Here is an 18561-nt window from a genome sequence, read left to right on the forward strand (position 1 = left end):
GATTACTCCTGAGCAATCGTCTGGGCCGCGGGGATCAGCGGCAGAATAAGAGTGGCGCAGGTGCCGCGCCCCGGGCGCGAGCGCAACTGCAGCTCGCCGTGATGGGCTCGCGCCACGGCCTTGACCACCGCCAGCCCGAGGCCGGTGCCGGTAGTCTTGGTGGTGAAGAAAGGCTCGCCCAGGCGCGCCAGGGTCAGCGCGTCGATGCCGGCACCACTGTCACTGATGCACAGGCGCAGGCTGCTGCCACGACTGTAAAGGTGCACCTTGAGGCGCAGCGAGGGGCCGGCGGCCTGAATGGCATTCTCGATCAGGTTGAGAACCGCCCCGACCAGGGTGTCGCGGTTGCACAGCAACTCGCCGCGCTCCACTTCACACTGCCAGCGCACATTCAAGCCCTCAACATGGGGCTCGGCGGCCTCGCGCAGAGCCCTGAAGAACTGACGCGGCGGCAAGCGGTCCGGCAAGGGCAGATCACCACGGGCAAACACCAGCATGTCACGCACCTGGTGCTCCAGCTCATGCAGGCGCTCCTTGAGGCGTCCAGCGAAACGCTGCTGCTGTTCGAAGGGCAGGGCCTGCTCACTGAGGTGGCTGGCATAGAGCATGGCCGCCGACAGCGGTGTACGGATCTGATGCGCCAGCGACGCCACCATCCGCCCCAGGGCCGACAGGCGCTCATGGCGCGCCAGCTGATCCTGCAGGCGACGGGTTTCGGTGAGATCGGTGAGCAGCACCAGCTGGCCCGGCTCGCCACTCAGGGACCGGGTGGCAATGGAAAGTCGCCGACCATCCTTGAGGGAGATTTCGTGACCGTCATCCTCGCGTGGCGCAAAGCAGCGGGCGATCACTTCGCGCCAGAGCATGCCCTCCAGAGGTTTGCCCAGCAGCAGGCAGGCAGCCGGATTGGCCTCACGCACCACACCCTGACCGTCGATCACGATCACCCCGCCAGGCAACAGGTCGAGCAGGCTGAGCAGGCGATTGGCCAGGCGCTCCTTCTCCGCCAACTCCTGCATGCGCTGCGCACTCACCAGGGCCAGCTCGCCCTTCAGCTCATTGACCCGAGCCTCCAGCAGGCCATAGGACTCGCTGAGCTGGCTGGACATCTGATTGAACAGCGCAAAGGCCTGCTCCAGGCTGGCACGGCTTTCCAGCTCGGCGGGAGCCTGGCTTGCGGGAGTGGCTGAAGTGGAAGTGACCAGCGCATTCATGCCTGTGTTCTCTTGTCGCTTGCGTCAAAGGACGGTCGTTACAACAAGACTTAGCAATCTGCGTGCCCAAAAAAATATCGTTATTTTTCAAAACCTTAAAAACAAAGGCCGAAGGATGTGTCAATCCTTCGGCCTTTTCAGGGGGCTGTGCCTGGGTGCCGACTAAAAATCGTCGGCCATCTCGTCGTCACGACGACCCATGCCGTACTTGCGCATTTTCTCCACCAAGGTGGTCCGACGGATGCGCAGGCGCTCGGCCGCACGCGCCACCACCCCACCCGCATCGTCCAGCGCCTGCTGAATCAGGCTCTGTTCCAGATTGCCCAGATATTCCTTGAGGTCCAGCCCTTCAGTCGGTAGCAAGGCTCCCGGCACCAGGCCTTGAGGAACACTGGACGACAGGGCCGCGCGCTCCTCGATATCCTCGCGCAACGAGGCCGCCAGTTGCTCGTCCTCATCCTCGACATAGCGGAATTTCTTCGGCAGTTCGGCCACACCAATCACGCCATAGGGATGCATGATCGCCATGCGCTCCACCAGATTGGCCAGCTCACGCACGTTACCCGGCCAGTCGTGGCGGCACAGGGAAAGGATCGCCGCGGAATTGAAGCGAATCGAACCGCGCTTCTCAAACTCCATGCGCGAGATCAGTTCGTTCATCAGCAGGGGAATGTCTTCAGCGCGCTCGCGCAGCGGCGCCATCTCGATCGGGAAGACATTCAGGCGGTAGTACAGATCCTCGCGGAAGGTGCCCAACTCGATCATCTGCTCGAGGTTCTTGTGAGTAGCGGCAATGATGCGCACATCGACATTCTGTGTTTTGTTGCTGCCGACCCGTTCGAAGGTGCGCTCCTGCAACACACGCAGCAGCTTGACCTGCATCGGCAGAGGCATATCGCCGATCTCGTCTAGGAACAGCGTGCCGCCATTGGCCAGCTCGAAGCGCCCGGCGCGGCTGGTTATGGCACCAGTAAAAGCACCCTTCTCGTGGCCGAACAGTTCGCTTTCCAGCAGTTCAGCCGGAATGGCGCCACAGTTGACCGGCACAAACGGGCCTTCGCGGCGCTTGGAGTGGTAGTGCAGGTTGCGCGCCACCACTTCCTTGCCGGTACCGGACTCGCCCAGGATCAGCACGCTGGCATCGGTATCGGCAACCTGCTGCATCATCTGCCGAACCTGCCCGATAGCCCGACTGGTGCCGACCAGGCTGCGGAACAGATTGGTTTCGCGCTGCCGACCGCGCTCGCGCGCCTCGTCGTACATCTCGCGATAGACCTGGGCACGATGCAGCGAGTCAAGCAGCTGGTTGTAGCCCGGCGGCATCTCCAGACTGGCCAGCACGCGCCGCCGGAAATCCTCTGGCCAATCGCCTGGCACCTGCTCGCCAAGGAGCAACACCGGCAGGAACTCATCACGCTCGCCCAGTTCCTTGAGCAACTCCAGCGCCCCGCCCTTGCTCTCGAGCGTTCCCAGCAACACGCAGAGCAGCCCGCGCAACGACTCCTGGCCGTCGCAATGCGCCTGCCAGCTGGCACTGTCACAGCAGATCAGTTCTTCGCCGAGGAAAGTAAAAATGACGCTCAAGTCGCGGCGGCGAGTCGCATCGTCGTCAATCAGCAAAATCTTGGTTTCACGCCACATCTTATTCTTCTGACTCATGTGGAGAACTGGAGGCGCGGCAGTGTTCAGGCAAAAAGCACTGCAGCGGCACATTGCCACTAGTTAAGTCAAAAGTTCGACATTAGTCAATTTAATGGCGTGATTTTTTTGCTGTATCAGCAGCGAAACTAAGTCGCTGAAAGGCGGGAACAAGCACTTGGAGCAAAGACCAGCCATGATGGCTGGTCAAGTCGACTAGGGCTATTAGCCAAATAGCTGATAGACCTTGGCACCTTGGCGGCCCTGGTTGAGCTGGGTCAGTTCGCCGGCCAGGCGCTGCTGCTCCTGCTGGCAGGTAGACACCAGTTGCCGATACAGCCCCAAGAGTTCCTGCATGCGCAGGCGCAAGGTCTCTGCATCCAGTGGTTCAACCATCGCGGCTTCAACGGCCTCGCGGCACTGGCGATCCAGCTCACCGATCGCCAGCCAGTCACGCCGCGCCAATGCCTCACGCAACGCCTCGCCAGTCAGCTCCAGCTGTTGTACTGCAGGACTCATGCTACCTCCCGAACTCAGGGTGCAATCGCATCCCAGCCAGATTTGACATTGCGCAACAAGCCAATCACCTCGTCGATCATCGCTACATCGTTGGCGATGTTGGCCTGGAACAGACGAGTCGACATGTAGTCATAAAGCCCGGCCAGATTCTCTGCCAGCTCTCCCCCAGTGCTCAGGTCCAGCGACTCACGCAAACCACCGATGATGGCAATACTCTGGCTGAGCAACGGGCCTTTCTGCTCGATCAGCCCACGCTCGGTAGCGCCACGAGCCTGAAGCAGACGACTGAGCGCCCCCTCCATGAGCATCTGAATAAGACGATGAGGCGATGCGTCGTCCACCTGTACGCGGGTGTTAACGGTCTGGTACTGCTTGAGGGCCGCCCTTGCGTTCATATCGACTCCTGCAGAGATATGCATGCCTGTTCAAACAGCATATCGGCGCCAGAGGGCAAAACTTTAGCCTCAGGCGTGCGCAGGAGCCACCTGAGGTTCTGGCTCGATAACATCCCAGGCGCCCTTGATGCGCAGCAGCAGCGCCTCTACCTCGTCCAGCGGGCGAGGCGAGTCATCCAGCGCCACCTGCGATAGGCGACGAGTCATGTAGTCATACAAGGCATCCAGATTCTCGGCGATTTCACCGCCGTGCTCCAGGTCGAGACTGGACTGCAGCACTCCGAGAATGGTCACCGTAGTACCGACAGCATTGCCCCGCACATCGGCATTACCTTCCTGCTGCGCCTGGCGGGCCAGACGAACACGCTCAAGCGCGCCATCCAGCAACAACTGGACTGCGCGATAGGGTGTTACCTCATTCCCTGTTTTGACCTGCTTGTATGTATCAATCGGCATGTTGCTCATGGCTTAGCTGTCCTTCTTCACGAGGCCCGGAAGGCTGGCCAACTGGCTGGCCAAGCTTTCACTGGTTTTCTGCAAGCGACCTACCAACTGGTCCATCGCGTTGTACTGTGCCAGCAGGCGCTCCTGCACCTTGGTAATCCGCAGTTCGAGTGCTTCGCGCTGCTTGTCAACGCTCGTCAGGGTGCTCTGCAGCCCCTTCTGCCGCTGGTCAAGAATGCCACTGGATTGCGAGTAGGGCTCTACAACCTTCTGCATGCGAGACATCAACCCGCCCTCGCCACCCAGGAAGTCGGCGACCTTGTCGTAATTGCTAGACAGCGCCGCATCCAGCTTAGTGGCGTCCAGTGCCAGCTTGCCGTCCTTTTGCGTAGTGATACCCAACTGGGCCAGGGAGCGTATGTCCAGATCGGTCCCAAGCTGGGTCATTTCCTTGCGCAAACCACTCATCAGGTTGCGAATGGACGTATCGCCCAGCAGTGGACCGGTGACTGGGGCCTTGCCCTCTCCGACCTGTACCACAGCAGTCATCTCACTCGAGCTCTGCACCAGCTTGTTATAGCTGTCGACAAACTTCTGCAGATTGGCTCGGACACTGCCCTTGTCCTGACCGATGCTAACAGTAATGCTCTTGCCATCGGCAATATCGCTAGCCGACTGTGCCGCGACCAGATTCAGCGTCACGCCGCTGATGACATCACTGACAGTATTGCTGTCCTTGGTCACCGACAATCCATCGACGCTGAATAATGCCGACTTGGCCTCGCTGACAGTGCGCCCACCAGCGTCAGCCGCCGGATTGAGCAGCGTCAGTGAGTTGTCACCCAGGGTGCCGGTTCCGGCATCACTGGCCGTAATCGTCAGGCTCTCGCTGTTGCTCGACTCAATGACCAGACGAGCCCCCGAAGAGACCGTTTCGATCCGTGCACTGATGCCCTGCCCGGCCCCGGAAGTGTTTATCGCATCGCGCACGGTGGTCAGGGAGTCGCCGTCATTGACGGCGACATTCAAATTCGCGGCGCCGGAAACGATACTCAACGAACCCGTTTTGAAAGTAGCCGCAGCGCCTGCGCTCAGCGCCGGCAACTGTGCAGTGCCGGTGCCTTTGCTGAAAGCCAGACTGGATAGTGCATTACTGCCAGCCGTCACTCCGTCCTGGGTCACACTGACCTGGATGTCGTTACCAGCGCCCGTCTTGGTGGAATTGAGCACCAGGCGCGAACCACTGGCATCGGTCACGATGCTGGCGGAAATGCCCTTGCTCTGGCCAGCAGTATTGATGGCATCGCGAATGCCGCTGAGACTGTTATTCGCCGCAGTGACATCAACCGTGATCGATGAGGTACCCGCACTGACCGTCAGCTCACCCGAGCCAAACGTAGCCGCCGTGCCACCACTGACAGACTGCAAGGCAACCTTGCTGCTACTGGCCAACTGCTGCACCTGCAAGCTGAATTGCCCTGCCGTCAGCGTGGAGCTGCTGCTTGCGGTAAGAATCGAAGTATTCGAAGAGACCAGTGTCTGTTTCTGAAAAGCAGACAGCTTGTTGAGGCTTTGCAGTGTCGAGCTCAGCTCGCCCACCACCGAACGCAGAGTGCCGATTGCGGAGATACGCGAGGTCGTCGACTGCTCGAGTCGATCAAGCTGCGACTCCTTGGGCGCTCGCTCGGCATCGACCAGTGCCTTGACGATACTGCTGATATCGATACCAGAGCCAATCCCAGTTACACCGGCCATTTTTCACCTCGTCAAAACAATGACTGTTTGCTCCTCGTGAGAGCAAACAGTCAAAAGCCGTGCCAACCTTTTCTGTCAGGCTTCAGCTTTGAACAACAAGCTGCGAACCTCCGTCAGGTTCTCAGCCAACTGCAACGCCTCTTCCGAGGGAATCTGCCGAATAAGATCACCTGAACTAGGGTCCGTCACCTTGACGATTACCTGACCCGAACCGTCATCGACAGCGAAGTTGAGATCACGCTTGACCGACTGCACGAACTCCTGAATGGATGCCACCGCATCCTCAACCTGAGAACGACTGACCTCGGCGACCACGGGCTGAGCCGCAACGGCCTGACTGCTGCTAGGCGCCACCGCCCCGGTAGCCTGCGCTACACGGCCGGCGGCCGCTTCAGTCGCAGCCATCCGATTGGTCGCTTGCATCGGGCTGAGCGCCGGCTTACTTGAGCTGACGTCCATAATTACCTCCTCACATTGAGGTTGCGAGAGAAGAAGTCACCTTCTCCTCTCGCAGTCTAGCCCCTATCCGCTTAGCCCAGAAGACTCAGCACCGCCTGCGGCAGCTGGTTGGCCTGTGCCAAGATGGCGGTACCGGCCTGCTGCAGGATCTGGTTCTTGGTCAGCTCCGAAGTCTCTGCCGCGAAGTCGGTGTCACGAATCCGGCTACGGGCGGCAGAGGCATTCTCAGCGATGTTCTGCAGGTTCGAGATGGTGTTCTCGAAGCGGTTCTGCACGGCACCGAGCTGAGCCCGCTGACTGTCAATGGTCGAGATCGCGCTGCTGATGATACCGAGCGCATTCTGCGCACCGATGGCAGAGCTGATATCGACATCAGCCACCGACTCCAGGTTGCTGAACACGCTGGCACCTGGGCCGGTCACCGCACCGTCGATATCATCGAAGTTTTCCACCTCGAAGGCATCCGGCGATTCGAAACGCACCTGACCGACAATCACACCACCGTTAGTCCCATCACCGGTCAGATCCAGAGCCGCGCCTACGGTGTCGCTGGCATCTGCCGCATCGGCGATGCCGTTGTCGCCATTGAAGGCCAGCGATTGCATTTCGGCGGCGACGGCGTTGGTTCCCGAATCGGTAGCGGTGTATTCGGTGACAACGATGTCATCGCCACTTTCGCTGACCATTTCCAGAGTACCGTCGACCAGAACACGAGCGCTGACGCCAGTGGTGCCGGTTTCCTTGTTGATCGCATCCGCCAGGCCGGACAGATCGCTCCAGTCGCTGATATTGGCGGAAATTTGCACACCGGCATCTTCATTGGCGTTATTGGCGCCGAACAAAGTGAAGCTGATGGTGCCGGTATCGGTGTTGCTGAACGAACCACCACCGTTAGCCTGCAGGCGCACAGCGGTACGCGCAGTCGAGGTCACGCCGGTGGAGTCGGCAATGGCATTAACTGCCGAAGACAACTCGCGGGCCGAGCTACCTGCAGCGAGCAGCACCGAGGAAGTCCCCAGCTTGCCGCGGATGGTCAGACCGTCAGTGGTCGCAGCGGAAGACGCATAGCCGAAGCTGGTGTCGGTCTGGTAGGTGCTGAACTCACTCACCGCAGCGGCGGCAATGCCTGCCTGCGACTGAGTGGCACTGGCGCCTGTACCCGCCAGGCTGCTGTTGAAACGGTTAGCACCGATGCTGGCAGCACCAGCACCACCAATGGCCACGCTGATGGTTTCGAAGGCGTTGGCGCCAACCTGGAAGCTCTGCGAGCCAAAGGTGCCGTCAAGCAGCTTGCGGGCACCGAAACTGGTGGTATCGGCAATACGGTTCAGTTCCTGTTGCAGCTGCGACACTTCACCCTGCAGAGCCGCACGTTCACTGGCGCCGTTGGAGCCGTTGGCGGCCTGCAGTGCCAGATCGCGCATGCGCTGGAGAATGCCAGTGGACTGTTGCAGAGCGCCTTCAGCGGTCTGCGACAGGGAGATACCGTCGTTGGAGTTACGCACCGCCACGTTCAGACCATTGATCTGACTGGTCAGGCGGTTGGAGATTTGCAAGCCGGCAGCATCGTCTTTGGCGCTATTGATGCGGAAGCCGGTGGAAAGACGCTGCAGCGAAGTATCCAGACCTTTGGACGAGGTGTTCAGGTTACGCTGGGTATTCAGCGACGCAACGTTTGTATTGACAGTGAGGGCCATGGTGATTTCCTCCAAAGGACCTAGCTTATGTGCCTGAGCTTGCGAGCTTTGGGCCTGCTTTAGCTCAGACGCCCCAGTAAGTTCGCATTCGTCCTTTGTATCGGCCCCACCGAGATCAACTTTAGGCAGGAAAAGCAAGAAATCTCCGATTTTTTATCCGATTGAAAATCAATCAGTTAGAAAATCAGAGAAAGCAATTTAGCAGGATTTTGGAAGTTTTGACGCCAGCAGACGCGCCGGATAAACCTCCGGGCGGAGGATGGGGAATCCCCTCCTCCGCCCGAGCGGGTTTAGGACTGCAGCAAGCTGAGTACCGCCTGAGGTAGCTGATTGGCCTGGGCCAGGATGGCCGTACCGGCCTGTTGCAGGATCTGGTTCTTAGTCAGCTCGGAGGTTTCGGCAGCAAAATCGGTATCGCGAATCCGACTGCGCGCCGCCGAAGCGTTCTCTGCAATGTTCTGCAGGTTCGAGATGGTGTTCTCGAAACGGTTCTGCACCGCACCCAGCTGAGCACGCTGGCTATCGATATTGGAAATTGCTCCGTTGAGAATGCCCAAGGCATTCTGCGCACCAATCGATGTGCCGACATCGATGGTGGCCACCGACTCCAGGGTGCTGAACACGCTGGCGTTGACGGCCGCCGGAGTAATCGTGTCGAAGTTCTCCACTTCAAACGCATCCGGCGACTCCAGGCGCACCTGACCGACGGCCACAGCCCCCCCTCCAGCCACGATACTGGCCACTGCACCGACCAGATCACTGGCATCAACCGTGTCATCCACGCGGTTGTCGCCGTTGAACACCAGGTTCTGCAGATCGGCCGTCACCACTGTGTTGGTGCTATCCACCGCCGCCCAGTCGGTGATAAGGATGTCTTCGCCTCGCTCACTGATCATTTCCAGGGTGCCATCGCTATTGGCCTTGGCGGAAATCCCGGTGATGCCCGTTTCCTTGTTGATCGCATCCGCCAGGGAGGAAAGATCACCCCAGTCCGCAATATTGGCGGAAATCAGCGCCCCATCCTCGACACGGCTGTTATTGGCCCCATACAGGGTAAAGCTGATGGTGCCGTTATCGGTCGTGGTACCGCCGATGTTTTCCAGGCGCGCCACAGTGCGGGCACTGGCAGTCACACCGGTGGCATCGGACACCGAGTTGACACCATTGGCCACGTCTCGGGCCGAGCTACCGCTGGCCAAAGCCACCGAGGCACTGCCCAACTTGCCATTGATCGTCAGGCCTGCGGTCGTGGCCGGCGAGCTGGCATAGCCAATCGCCGTGGTGTAGTCGGTAAAGCCGCCAACTGCCGAGGCGGCGATGCCGTCCTGGCTGTTCGTGGTAGCCGCTACCGTACTGTTAAAGCGATTGGCGCCGATATTGGCGGCACCGGCAGCACCAATCGACACACTGATGGTTTCAAAGGCGTTGGCACCGACCTGGAAACTCTGCGAACCAAAGGTCCCATCCAGTACTTTGCGACCACCAAAACTGGTGCTTTCGGCGATTCGGTTGATTTCCTGCTGCAGCTGCGCCACTTCACCCTGCAAGGCAGCGCGTTCACTTGCACCGTTGGAACCGTTGGCCGCCTGCAGAGCCAGATCGCGCATGCGCTGCAGAATGCCGGTAGCCTGCTGCAACGCGCCTTCAGCCGTCTGCGACAGCGAAATGCCGTCGTTGGCATTGCGCACCGCCACGTTCAGGCCATTGATCTGGCTGGTCAGGCGGTTGGAGATCTGCAGGCCGGCGGCGTCGTCCTTGGCGCTGTTGATGCGCAGGCCAGTGGACAGACGTTGCAGGGAGGTATCCAGCCCCTTGGATGTAGCATTTAGGTTTCGCTGTGTGTTGAGCGAGGCCACGTTCGTGTTGACTGTCAGCGCCATGGTGTATTCCTCCAAGGAATTTGCTAAGTACGCCTGAGCTTGTGCACTTCGGGCCGCGTCCTTAACAGGAGACCCTCTGCCACTGAGTTGTGCGACAACCTCACTTGAGCCAATTCCATGCCAACTTTTAAAAGTCCTTGTAAATCAATAAAAAAGCCGCACTAGTCAACACACAGGGACAACAAGCGGCAATGAATTGCCGCTGTTGCGCCGGACTTCTGGCAGCAGCCTGCCGCCTCCTATCCGCCAGGATTTGCCCGGTGCTGAAACAACAATCGCCATCACGCAGAAAAACAAAAGGCGCTCCGAAGAGCGCCTTTTCGATCCCTGAAATGCCTCAGCCGATACGTTTCAACCAGGCATTTGGCCAATGGGTAATATTCTGCGCCAACGTGCTCTCATTGAACGGCCATGCGGGCTGCTCGATAACAAAGGCCGGGGTGGCGGCGGCAAAATCGATGGCGGCCTGCGAGGGGTTATCCTTGTCCCACTCCGGCTTGCCACGCGGCACGATCGCCACGTCCTGCATGACACCGTCCGTGGAGACGATGTATGAGCCCTTGCTGACCAGCGGCGAGTAGAGTCGCAGCTCCTCGCTGACATGGGCGTAGGTGTGATTGGAGTCGAGAATCACCAGTACGGTCTCACCGGGATTCACCTGGGCCTTGACCTGCTCGACGATCTCGGCGGCTACCGAGCTACCCTCGATCAGGGTGATGTATTCGAACAACTCATGAGCCTCGATTGCCGCCCGGTTATGCGGCCGAATCTCGATATCCACCCCGACAACACGACCGGCCTTGCCCATGGCCTTGAACAGGCTGGCGTAGTAGATCAGGGAGCCGCCGTGAGCCACGCCGGTCTCGATGATCACATCCGGTTTGAGGCTGTAGATCACCTCCTGCATGCGGATCATGTCCTCGGGCAGCTGGATGATGGGCCGGCCCATCCAGGAGAAACAGTAGGGATATTTCTGGTTCCAACCCAGGCGCACCCACTCACGCGAAAGCAGTTCAAACGCGGCATCCGTGTACAACGGCATTTCACGCTGTACACCACCCTCTTCCAGCAGCAATACGGCATTATCGGTATCGACGGTCAATTTCATACTGTTCTCCTGCCTTGTAATTATTCAGTTCCTGAAACCAATCCAGCATCAGCCCTGGCACTGCCACCAAGCCAGGGTGTCATCCAATCCATCACGCAAGTCAAAACGTCCCTGCCACCCCAGCGCCTTGAGTTTGCGCACGTCCGCCACCAGCAGGGGTGGTTCTTCAGGGGAGACGGCAACACTGCCCAGGCGCAGCAGATTGGCACGCCCCAGTCGGTCGGCGACATACTCGACAGCCTCGGCCAACCGCTGCGGCAAACCATTACCGATGTTGAACGCGCCGCTGGCGCGTGCCGCCAAGAGGTGAAGCAAGGCCGAGGCCACATCATCCACATGGATGAAGTCACGCAATTGCTGCCCGTGTGAACAATGAGCCTCCTGCCCCTGGCTCAGCGCGGCAATCACCGAAGGCAACAAGCGCCCGGCGGCCTCGTGCGGGCCATACGCCTGGAAGATGCGTCCCCAGGCAACCGGCATGTCGTGCAACTGGGAAAATACCCCAGCCAACTCACTGCAGCTGCGCTTGCAGCGGCCATAGACGGTCGTCGGCTGCAAGGGCGTAAAGGCTTCCTGCATGAAACCGGTGCGCCAGTCGTACTCGGCACAGGTGCCGGCCACCACCGCAGCGTCGCCGCCCTGGAAGCGGAACTGCTCAAGCAGCTGCAACGTAGCCCCCACCCAACGCAGGTTATCAGGGGAAGTCCAATAACTACCGGGCTTGGCACACCAGGCCAGATGAACCAGCTGGCGTGCCTGAACCTGCCGGCACAGCTCCGCTACCTGGGCCAGGTCCAGCAGATCACATTGATGCCAGTGCACGGCATTGTCCGCTTCGGATGCTGCACTGGTGACCGCATGCACCTCATGGCCCTGCTCCAGCAGTTGCCGGACGAGCGGCCTACCGACAAACCCCCGGGCACCTGTGACCAGCACAACGGCCATATCAGTGCAGCTCCAGATGCGGTACCGCCACAACAAAATGCCCATTCCAGGACTTGATGATGGCTTGCTGCTGCATCACTTCACCACGCAGGTTCCAGGGCAGGATCAGCACATAGTCCGGGCGTTCCTCAGCGATCCGCTCGGGGGCGACAATCGGGATTCGACTGCCCGGCATGAACTTGCCCTGCTTGTGCGGGTTGGCATCGGCCACCCAGGCCAGCAAGTCACCGCGCACACCGGCATAGTTGAGCAACGTATTGCCCTTGGCTGCCGCACCGTATCCCACCACACGCTTGCCCTCGGCCTTGGCCTTGAGCAGAAAGCGCAGCAGGTCATGCTTGATCCGCTCTGCGGCGGGCGCCAGGCTGGCGTAGTAATCCGCAGAACAGATACCGATCGCTGCTTCCTGCGCCAGCAACTCGGCAACCGCAGCGCTCACCGGCTGACGCCCCTCCTCGCGCTGCACATAAATGCGCAGCGAGCCACCGTGAGTCGGCAATTGCTCGACATCAAACAGCCGCAGGCCATTGCGCTCCAGTTGAGCCCTGACCGCCGTCAGCGACAGGTAGGAGTAGTGTTCGTGATACAGCGTATCGAACTGGCTCTCGGCCATCAGGCACAGCAGATGGGGGAACTCGAAGGTGGCCACACCGGTCGGTTTGAGCAATCCGGCAAAGCCCTGGAGAAAATCATTGATATCCGGCACATGGGCCAGCACGTTGTTGGCTGCCATCAGGTCAGCAGCCCACCCCTCTTCACGCAGCGCCTGTGCGGTCTCCCGGCCAAAGAACAACTCACGGATCTGCAAGCCTTTCTCGCGGGCCGCCCGGGCCGTGCTGGCCGTTGGCTCAATGCCCAGACAGGGAATGCCGCGCTGGGCCACGTACTGCAACAGATAGCCATCGTTGGCGGCCACCTCCACCACGCGACAATCTGGCGTCAGGGCAAAACGCTCGACCATCTGCGCCACATAACGCTCGGCGTGAGCCAGCCAGGTACTGGAGAACGAGCTGAAGTAAGCATACTCGGCATCGAACAGGCTATCCGCAGCGCGATAGTCCTCGGTCTGCACCAGCCAGCAGTGCTCACAGACCAGCGCCCGCAACGGCACCCAGGACTCCGCCTGATCCAACTGTTCGCGCCGCAGATAGGCGTTGGACGGCGGCGCCGTCCCCAGATCGATCAGTGGCAGACGCAACTCCGCGCTGCAACCACGACACTTCATAGACAGACTCCTTGAAATGATTCATCCAGCAACATGTGCTGACTGTCACGAGCTGACAGCTGCTGCACGGGCAATGGCCAGTCGATCGCCAGCCGCGGATCGGTCGGTCGCAACCCGCCCTCATGGCTTGGGTCGTAATCCGCGCTGTGCAGGTAGAGCAACTCCGCATCCTCGCTCATGGCCTGAAAACCATGGGCAAAGCCGGGAGGCAACAACAGGCTGCGGCCATCGCCGGCCTCAAGCAACTCGGCATGCCAACAGAGGAATGTCGGTGAATCCCGACGGATATCCACCGCCACATCCCAGACCGAGCCCCGCAGGCAGGTGATCAGTTTGTGCTCGGCATGCGGCGGAAACTGAAAGTGAAGGCCGCGGACCGCCCCTCGCAATGCCGTACGGGAATGATTGATCTGGCGGATATGCACGGTCTGCCCAAGAGCGGACAACGTACCTTCGCAAAACAGTCGGGCAAACCGCCCACGCTCATCCTCGTGAACCTTGTGCCTGAGGCTGAACAGCCCCTGCAGCGGCAACGCCTGCAACTGCAGATCACTCATGCCAGCCCCCGGTAGGACGCCACCTGCTGCAAGGTAACGCTGCGCATATCCTGGCCACCACGCCAGGCCTGATGCCACTCCAGCGTGGCTGCGAGGCACTGCTGCAGATCCCAGCGCGGCAGCCAGCCCAACAGCTGCCGAGCCCGCGTACTGTCCAGACGCAGCAAGCCGGCCTCATGCAGCTCGGCCGGCTCGATACGCAGGCCAGGGCAATCAGGCCAATGCTGCGCCAGATGTTCGACCACCTGACCAACACGGCACATATCGGTATCGGCCGGCCCGAAATTCCAGGCCCCGGCCAGCGCCGGTCCCTGCTCATAAAGCCCCTGCGCCAGTTGCAGATAGCCAGCCAGCGGCTCCAGGGCATGCTGCCAGGGCCGTACCGCCTGCGGATAACGCAGGGTCACCGGCTCTCCGCGACTCCAGGCCGCCAGCACATCGGGAATCAAGCGGTCGGCGGCGAAGTCGCCACCGCCCAGCACATTACCGGCACGCGCGGTGGCCATGGCCAGGCCATGCTCGGCATAACGTGAGGGGTGGAAGAATGAGGCCGCATAGGACTGCGCCAACAGCTCGCAGCAGGCCTTGCTGCTGCTGTAAGGGTCGTGCCCGCCCAGCGGCTCGTCCTCGCGGTAGGGCCACAGCCACTCGCGATTGGCGTACACCTTGTCGGTGGTGACCAGCACGCAACTGCGCACCCCGCCGACCTCGCGCATCACCTCCAGCAGGTGCAGCGTGCCCATCACGTTGCTGGCGTAGGTGCCGAGCGGGTCGCGGTAGCTTTCACGCACCAGCGGCTGCGCCGCCAGGTGCAGGACAATCTCTGGCCGCGCGCTCCGCACGACAGCCTGCAATGCCGCGAGATCTCGCAGATCGCCAATGTGACTGCTGATGCCTTCACCGACACGCGCCAATTCATAGAGGCTGGGCTGGGTCGGTGGCGCCAGGGCGAACCCGGTGACCTGTGCGCCAAGCTGCTCCAGCCAGAGAGCCAGCCAGCTGCCCTTGAAGCCGGTGTGACCGGTCAGCAGGACCCGCTTGCCCTGCCAGAACGCGGAATTCAGGACCACTGTTTCCATGGCGCGGCTCCGCTCTGCCACAAATGTTCGAGGTAGTTCTTGTCGCGCAGGGTATCCATCGGGTGCCAGAAGCCTGAGTGTTCAAAGGCCATCAGCTCACCCTCGCTGGCCAGGCGCGCCAGCGGCTCGGCCTCCCAGGTGGTGTCCTCACCGTCGATATAGGGCAGGACTTTCGGCGACAGCACGAAGAAGCCGCCGTTGATCCAGCCGCCGTCCCCGCGTGGCTTCTCGATGAAGCCGGTGACCTGATCACCTTCACGCTGCAAGGCGCCGTAACGGCCTGGCGGCTGCACGGCCGTAACCGTGGCCAGACGACCATGTTCCTGGTGAAAACGCAGCAAGGCGCCGATATCCAGATCGGAAACGCCATCACCGTAGGTGAAGCAGAACGGCTCATCGCCCTGCAGGAAATGCGCGGTCCGCTTGAGGCGGCCACCGGTCATGCTCTCATCACCGGTATCGACCAATGTCACCTTCCACGGTTCGCTGTAGTTCTGGTGCACTTCCATGCGGTTGTTCTGCATGTCGAAGGTGACATCCGAGGTGTGCAGGAAGTAGTTGGCGAAGAAATCCTTGATCGCATAGCCCTTGTAACCCAGACAGATCACGAACTCATGGATACCATGCGCCGAGTACATCTTCATGATGTGCCAGAGGATCGGCATACCGCCGATCTCGATCATCGGTTTGGGTTTGAGGTGCGACTCTTCGCTGATTCGGGTACCCAGGCCACCGGCCAAAATCACTGCTTTCATTGTTGTTCTCCCTGCGCGCAGTAGTCTTGCCACATCTGCTGGAAGCTCGCCTCCATGCGTTTGGCGAAGTCGGCAGCATCACACAGTGGCGACGCCAGCATGCCCTCGCGCAATCCCGCACGGATTGCCGCCAGCTTTGGCAGATCACTGGCCAACGCTACCAGTTTCTCGATGTATTGTTCTTCGGTATCGGCGATCCACTCGTCATGCCCGGCGCCGTGCAGAATCAGCGCCCCAACGCGTCCCATCGACGGCCGATCACGCAAGCTGACGACCGGCACTCCCATCCACAGGCTCTCATACAGCGTGGTACCCGAGTTGTGCGGGAAACAGTCCAGGCCAATGTCCATGGCCGAGAGTGCCGCAGTGGCCGGTGAGGTACAACCGATCAGCAAGCGCTCGGGCTCAATACCCTGAGCCTCGAACAGGGCACGGTAATGCTGCTGCAGACTCTCATCTCGCAGCAGGATGCTGTCGAGCATGAGCTTGGCATTGGGAACTCGGCGCAACAGTTCGGCCCAGACGCGGATCACCCGGTGATTCAGACGAATCGGACGGGTCAGCGTGCCAAAGGTGACATAGCCATTGCTCAACGCCGGCAACGCCGTGACCTCGACCTGCATGTGCTCAGGCGCCTGGTAGGCCACTGCTGGCGCCTGCATGCGCCACAGGCGCTCGGCAAAGGATGACTCACAACCAGGCGGCAGCATTTGCTCGTCGGCCAGGAAGTAGTCCACCTGCTTGAGCCCCGTACCAAAGGCAAAGCCCATCCACCAGCTGACCTGCACGGGCGCGGGCTTGAGCGCCAGAATCGGCAAGCCGTTGTTACCGGTATGGCCGGCCAGGTCGACCAGAATATCGATGCGATCCTCGCGGACCTTTTCCGCGATAGCGTCGTAGCTCAAGCCGACACAGTGGCGCCAGTGATCGACATAGCCCATGAAACGCTCGGTCACCTGATCCTCGCGCTTGACCAGCGAGTAGGCATACACCTCGACCAGCGACTTGTTGTGGTTGGCCAGCAGCGGCTCGATGAACTGGGCACAGACGTGGTGCCGGAAGTCCGGAGAGACATAGCCAATACGCAAGCGCCGGTTGCTGGTCAGCGCATTGGCATAATCGAAGTAACGCCTGGCCGGCAGGCGCTTGGCCACTTCCTGATAAAGGGCAAACACCTGCTCGCCGCTCCAGTCCGGGTGGTAGTTGGCGAAAAACAGGATATTGGTCCAGGCCTGCGGACTGTCGATGATGATGCGCAGCAGCTCGATGGCTCGATCCAGATTGCCGAAATGCGATTCCACGCCGGCCAGGTTGGCGAGGACCGGACGATAGTCCGGCGCCACCTCCAGCACCTGCCGATAAGCCTCCTGGGCGTCCTTGAGGCGGCGAGCGGCACTCAGAATGTTGCCCAGGTTGTTCCACAGGTTCGGCTCATCCGGCGCCAGGTCGATCGCCACGTGCATGACCCGCTCGGCTTCCTCGAGCAGCAAGGCATCCAGATAGGTATTGGCCAGGTTGTTCCAGGCATAAGCCTGATCCGGTGCAATAGCCAGTGCCCGCATGAAGCAGCCTTCGGCCTCGTGCTGACGCCCAACCGACTGATACACGCCGCCCAGCATGTTCCAGCCGCCCTGATAGTCGGGTTTGAGCTGCAGGCCGTGGGCCAGGTAGCCCAGAGCCTGCTGGGGTTCCTTGCGATTCTGGAAGGACATGCCCAGCCAACACCAGGCCTCGTGCTGATTGGCATCCAGGGTCAACGCCTGTTGCAGGACCGGACGTGCCTGCTCGGCGTGGTCGGCCATGACCAGACTCATTCCCCATTGCGTCCAGGCCTCCGCATTCTGCGGGCAACGCTCTGTCCATTGCCGGCCGAGTTCCAGATCATCCGCGACGCGGCCGAACTTGCGCAGGAAGTGGCTGAGGCGCTGCCAGGCCATGTCGCAATTAGGGTTGTGACTGATCAGCTCACGCAAGACCAGCTCGGAAAGCCCAGGGTCCCCGGCACGCGCGTGGCAAGCTGCCAGAACCAGAGCCGCCCGCCAGTTGTCCGGCTGGGCCTCGAGGACCGATTCAGCCAACGCTTTGGCGCCGCCTAACGAATAGTCCAGCTCCAGATCTGCCTGGGCGGCACGCAGCTCGAGATCGTCGGGAAATTCGCTGATGGCCTGCTTGATCAGGGGATAGGCCGGCCCTCGCTGGCTCAATTGGTAGCGAGCCAAAGCCAGAGAACGCTGGGCAATCGCCGTCAACTGGGGCAGCTCATCGGCCAGCGACACCACGGTGCTCCACTCACCATCGGCAAAGGCCTGCTGCAAGCGCTGCAGCATCAGCTGCTGGGAACTCTTGGCCAGACAGCACTTCTTGTATTTCAGGCCGCTGCCGCAGGGGCAGGGATCATTGCGCCGCGGTGCCGCGGCAGGCAGCTGCTCCAGCGTTTGCAGGCGGGCCTGCAGCTGCTGCACCAGAGCCAGTGCCTGCAGCGCCTCGGCATTGTCTGGCTGCAGTTCCAGTGTCTGTTCCAGGGCCGCAATTGCCGCTGGCCAGTCCTGCAGCTGCAAAGCTGCCTTGCCTAGCCGCAAGGCGTGTTCGGCGGTCTCGGGCTGCAGCTCCAGCAAACGCTCGAAAGCGTGTATTGCCGTAGCACTGTCATGGCTGGCCAGGGCGGCCTCGCCGAGCAGCGTCCAGGCCTCGACATCCGTCGGCACACGCTGCAGTACGCCACGGCAACAATTGCGCACCCGAGTGAAATCGCCTTCTTCGAAGCCGAGGCGGGCCTGCTTGCGGAAAAACTCGACCAGCCAATCCGTGTCTACCTGCATAACCTCTTCCGTCAACTTTCCAGCGCTGCGCGTCAGTTGAGGAGTGACAGGCAATTAGCAGGCCAGCCGCAC

At 60.7% G+C, this 18561-nt stretch carries 16 protein-coding genes; all 16 read right to left on the minus strand.

All coding sequences use genetic code 11. The annotated features are described in order from the left end of the window. Positions 1–2 precede the first annotated feature (2 nt). Positions 3–1214: an ATP-binding protein gene (locus HNP49_RS06080; protein ID WP_184681539.1), complete on the minus strand. Its 1212-nt coding sequence runs from the start codon at positions 1212–1214 to the stop codon at positions 3–5. Between the two features lie 162 nt (positions 1215–1376). After that, on the minus strand, positions 1377–2855 hold the full coding sequence (locus HNP49_RS06085; protein WP_184682505.1) for a sigma-54 dependent transcriptional regulator: 1479 nt from the start codon (positions 2853–2855) through the stop codon (positions 1377–1379). Positions 2856–3077: 222 nt separating this feature from the next. After that, positions 3078–3371: a flagellar protein FliT gene (gene fliT, locus HNP49_RS06090; protein WP_184681540.1), complete on the minus strand. Its 294-nt coding sequence runs from the start codon at positions 3369–3371 to the stop codon at positions 3078–3080. 14 nt (positions 3372–3385) lie between these two features. Beyond that, positions 3386–3766: a flagellar export chaperone FliS gene (fliS, locus tag HNP49_RS06095; RefSeq protein WP_184681541.1), complete on the minus strand. Its 381-nt coding sequence runs from the start codon at positions 3764–3766 to the stop codon at positions 3386–3388. A 69-nt stretch (positions 3767–3835) separates the two neighbouring features. Further along, positions 3836–4231: a flagellar export chaperone FliS gene (gene fliS / locus HNP49_RS06100; protein ID WP_184681542.1), complete on the minus strand. Its 396-nt coding sequence runs from the start codon at positions 4229–4231 to the stop codon at positions 3836–3838. A gap of 3 nt (positions 4232–4234) precedes the next feature. Next, positions 4235–5965: a flagellar filament capping protein FliD gene (fliD, locus tag HNP49_RS06105; RefSeq protein WP_184681543.1), complete on the minus strand. Its 1731-nt coding sequence runs from the start codon at positions 5963–5965 to the stop codon at positions 4235–4237. Positions 5966–6040: 75 nt separating this feature from the next. Then, complete coding sequence (locus tag HNP49_RS06110) at positions 6041–6424, minus strand: flagellar protein FlaG (RefSeq protein WP_184681544.1); 384 nt, start codon at positions 6422–6424, stop codon at positions 6041–6043. Between the two features lie 71 nt (positions 6425–6495). Next, entirely contained in the window at positions 6496–8121 is a 1626-nt protein-coding gene (locus HNP49_RS06115) for a flagellin (protein WP_184681545.1), read from the minus strand. A gap of 290 nt (positions 8122–8411) precedes the next feature. Continuing rightward, positions 8412–10001, minus strand: coding sequence for a flagellin (locus HNP49_RS06120; protein ID WP_184681546.1), 1590 nt, complete (start codon positions 9999–10001; stop codon positions 8412–8414). A 337-nt stretch (positions 10002–10338) separates the two neighbouring features. Beyond that, a complete protein-coding gene (locus HNP49_RS06125; RefSeq protein ID WP_184681547.1) occupies positions 10339–11109 on the minus strand; it encodes a cephalosporin hydroxylase family protein in 771 nt (256 codons plus the stop codon). A 48-nt stretch (positions 11110–11157) separates the two neighbouring features. Continuing rightward, complete coding sequence (locus tag HNP49_RS06130; protein WP_184681549.1) at positions 11158–12054, minus strand: NAD(P)-dependent oxidoreductase; 897 nt, start codon at positions 12052–12054, stop codon at positions 11158–11160. Position 12055: 1 nt separating this feature from the next. Continuing rightward, positions 12056–13279 (minus strand): class I SAM-dependent methyltransferase, encoded by a 1224-nt coding sequence (locus tag HNP49_RS06135; RefSeq protein WP_184681551.1) that lies wholly within the window; start codon positions 13277–13279, stop codon positions 12056–12058. Further along, positions 13276–13836, minus strand: coding sequence for a dTDP-4-dehydrorhamnose 3,5-epimerase family protein (locus HNP49_RS06140; protein ID WP_184681553.1), 561 nt, complete (start codon positions 13834–13836; stop codon positions 13276–13278). Before HNP49_RS06140 ends, HNP49_RS06135 begins: the two co-directional genes overlap by 4 nt. Continuing rightward, positions 13833–14915 (minus strand): CDP-glucose 4,6-dehydratase, encoded by a 1083-nt coding sequence (gene rfbG / locus HNP49_RS06145; protein ID WP_184681554.1) that lies wholly within the window; start codon positions 14913–14915, stop codon positions 13833–13835. The genes HNP49_RS06140 and rfbG overlap by 4 nt, the downstream gene beginning before the upstream one ends. Further along, complete coding sequence (gene rfbF, locus HNP49_RS06150; RefSeq protein WP_184681555.1) at positions 14897–15670, minus strand: glucose-1-phosphate cytidylyltransferase; 774 nt, start codon at positions 15668–15670, stop codon at positions 14897–14899. Before rfbF ends, rfbG begins: the two co-directional genes overlap by 19 nt. Further along, positions 15667–18489 carry a tetratricopeptide repeat protein gene (locus HNP49_RS06155; protein ID WP_184681557.1) on the minus strand — a complete coding sequence of 941 codons (2823 nt, stop codon included), beginning with the start codon at positions 18487–18489 and terminating at the stop codon, positions 15667–15669. Before HNP49_RS06155 ends, rfbF begins: the two co-directional genes overlap by 4 nt. Positions 18490–18561 lie beyond the last annotated feature (72 nt).

It is taken from the genome of Pseudomonas fluvialis, assembly GCF_014207935.1.
Taxonomy (GTDB): domain Bacteria; phylum Pseudomonadota; class Gammaproteobacteria; order Pseudomonadales; family Pseudomonadaceae; genus Aquipseudomonas; species Aquipseudomonas fluvialis_A.

What these genes read in the sequence shown, in the direction of transcription:
- fliD (WP_184681543.1), bottom strand. Translation starts at nt 5,965, where the DNA reads ATGGCCGGTGTAACTGGGATTGGCTCTGGTATCGATATCAGCAGTATC.
- HNP49_RS06080 (WP_184681539.1), bottom strand. Translation starts at nt 1,214, where the DNA reads ATGAATGCGCTGGTCACTTCCACTTCAGCCACTCCCGCAAGCCAGGCT.
- HNP49_RS06155 (WP_184681557.1), bottom strand. Translation starts at nt 18,489, where the DNA reads ATGCAGGTAGACACGGATTGGCTGGTCGAGTTTTTCCGCAAGCAGGCC.
- HNP49_RS06140 (WP_184681553.1), bottom strand. Translation starts at nt 13,836, where the DNA reads ATGAGTGATCTGCAGTTGCAGGCGTTGCCGCTGCAGGGGCTGTTCAGC.
- HNP49_RS06130 (WP_184681549.1), bottom strand. Translation starts at nt 12,054, where the DNA reads ATGGCCGTTGTGCTGGTCACAGGTGCCCGGGGGTTTGTCGGTAGGCCG.
- rfbG (WP_184681554.1), bottom strand. Translation starts at nt 14,915, where the DNA reads ATGGAAACAGTGGTCCTGAATTCCGCGTTCTGGCAGGGCAAGCGGGTC.
- HNP49_RS06120 (WP_184681546.1), bottom strand. Translation starts at nt 10,001, where the DNA reads ATGGCGCTGACAGTCAACACGAACGTGGCCTCGCTCAACACACAGCGA.
- HNP49_RS06085 (WP_184682505.1), bottom strand. Translation starts at nt 2,855, where the DNA reads ATGTGGCGTGAAACCAAGATTTTGCTGATTGACGACGATGCGACTCGC.
- HNP49_RS06115 (WP_184681545.1), bottom strand. Translation starts at nt 8,121, where the DNA reads ATGGCCCTCACTGTCAATACAAACGTTGCGTCGCTGAATACCCAGCGT.
- HNP49_RS06110 (WP_184681544.1), bottom strand. Translation starts at nt 6,424, where the DNA reads ATGGACGTCAGCTCAAGTAAGCCGGCGCTCAGCCCGATGCAAGCGACC.
- fliS (WP_184681542.1), bottom strand. Translation starts at nt 4,231, where the DNA reads ATGAGCAACATGCCGATTGATACATACAAGCAGGTCAAAACAGGGAAT.
- fliS (WP_184681541.1), bottom strand. Translation starts at nt 3,766, where the DNA reads ATGAACGCAAGGGCGGCCCTCAAGCAGTACCAGACCGTTAACACCCGC.
- HNP49_RS06135 (WP_184681551.1), bottom strand. Translation starts at nt 13,279, where the DNA reads ATGAAGTGTCGTGGTTGCAGCGCGGAGTTGCGTCTGCCACTGATCGAT.
- fliT (WP_184681540.1), bottom strand. Translation starts at nt 3,371, where the DNA reads ATGAGTCCTGCAGTACAACAGCTGGAGCTGACTGGCGAGGCGTTGCGT.
- HNP49_RS06125 (WP_184681547.1), bottom strand. Translation starts at nt 11,109, where the DNA reads ATGAAATTGACCGTCGATACCGATAATGCCGTATTGCTGCTGGAAGAG.
- rfbF (WP_184681555.1), bottom strand. Translation starts at nt 15,670, where the DNA reads ATGAAAGCAGTGATTTTGGCCGGTGGCCTGGGTACCCGAATCAGCGAA.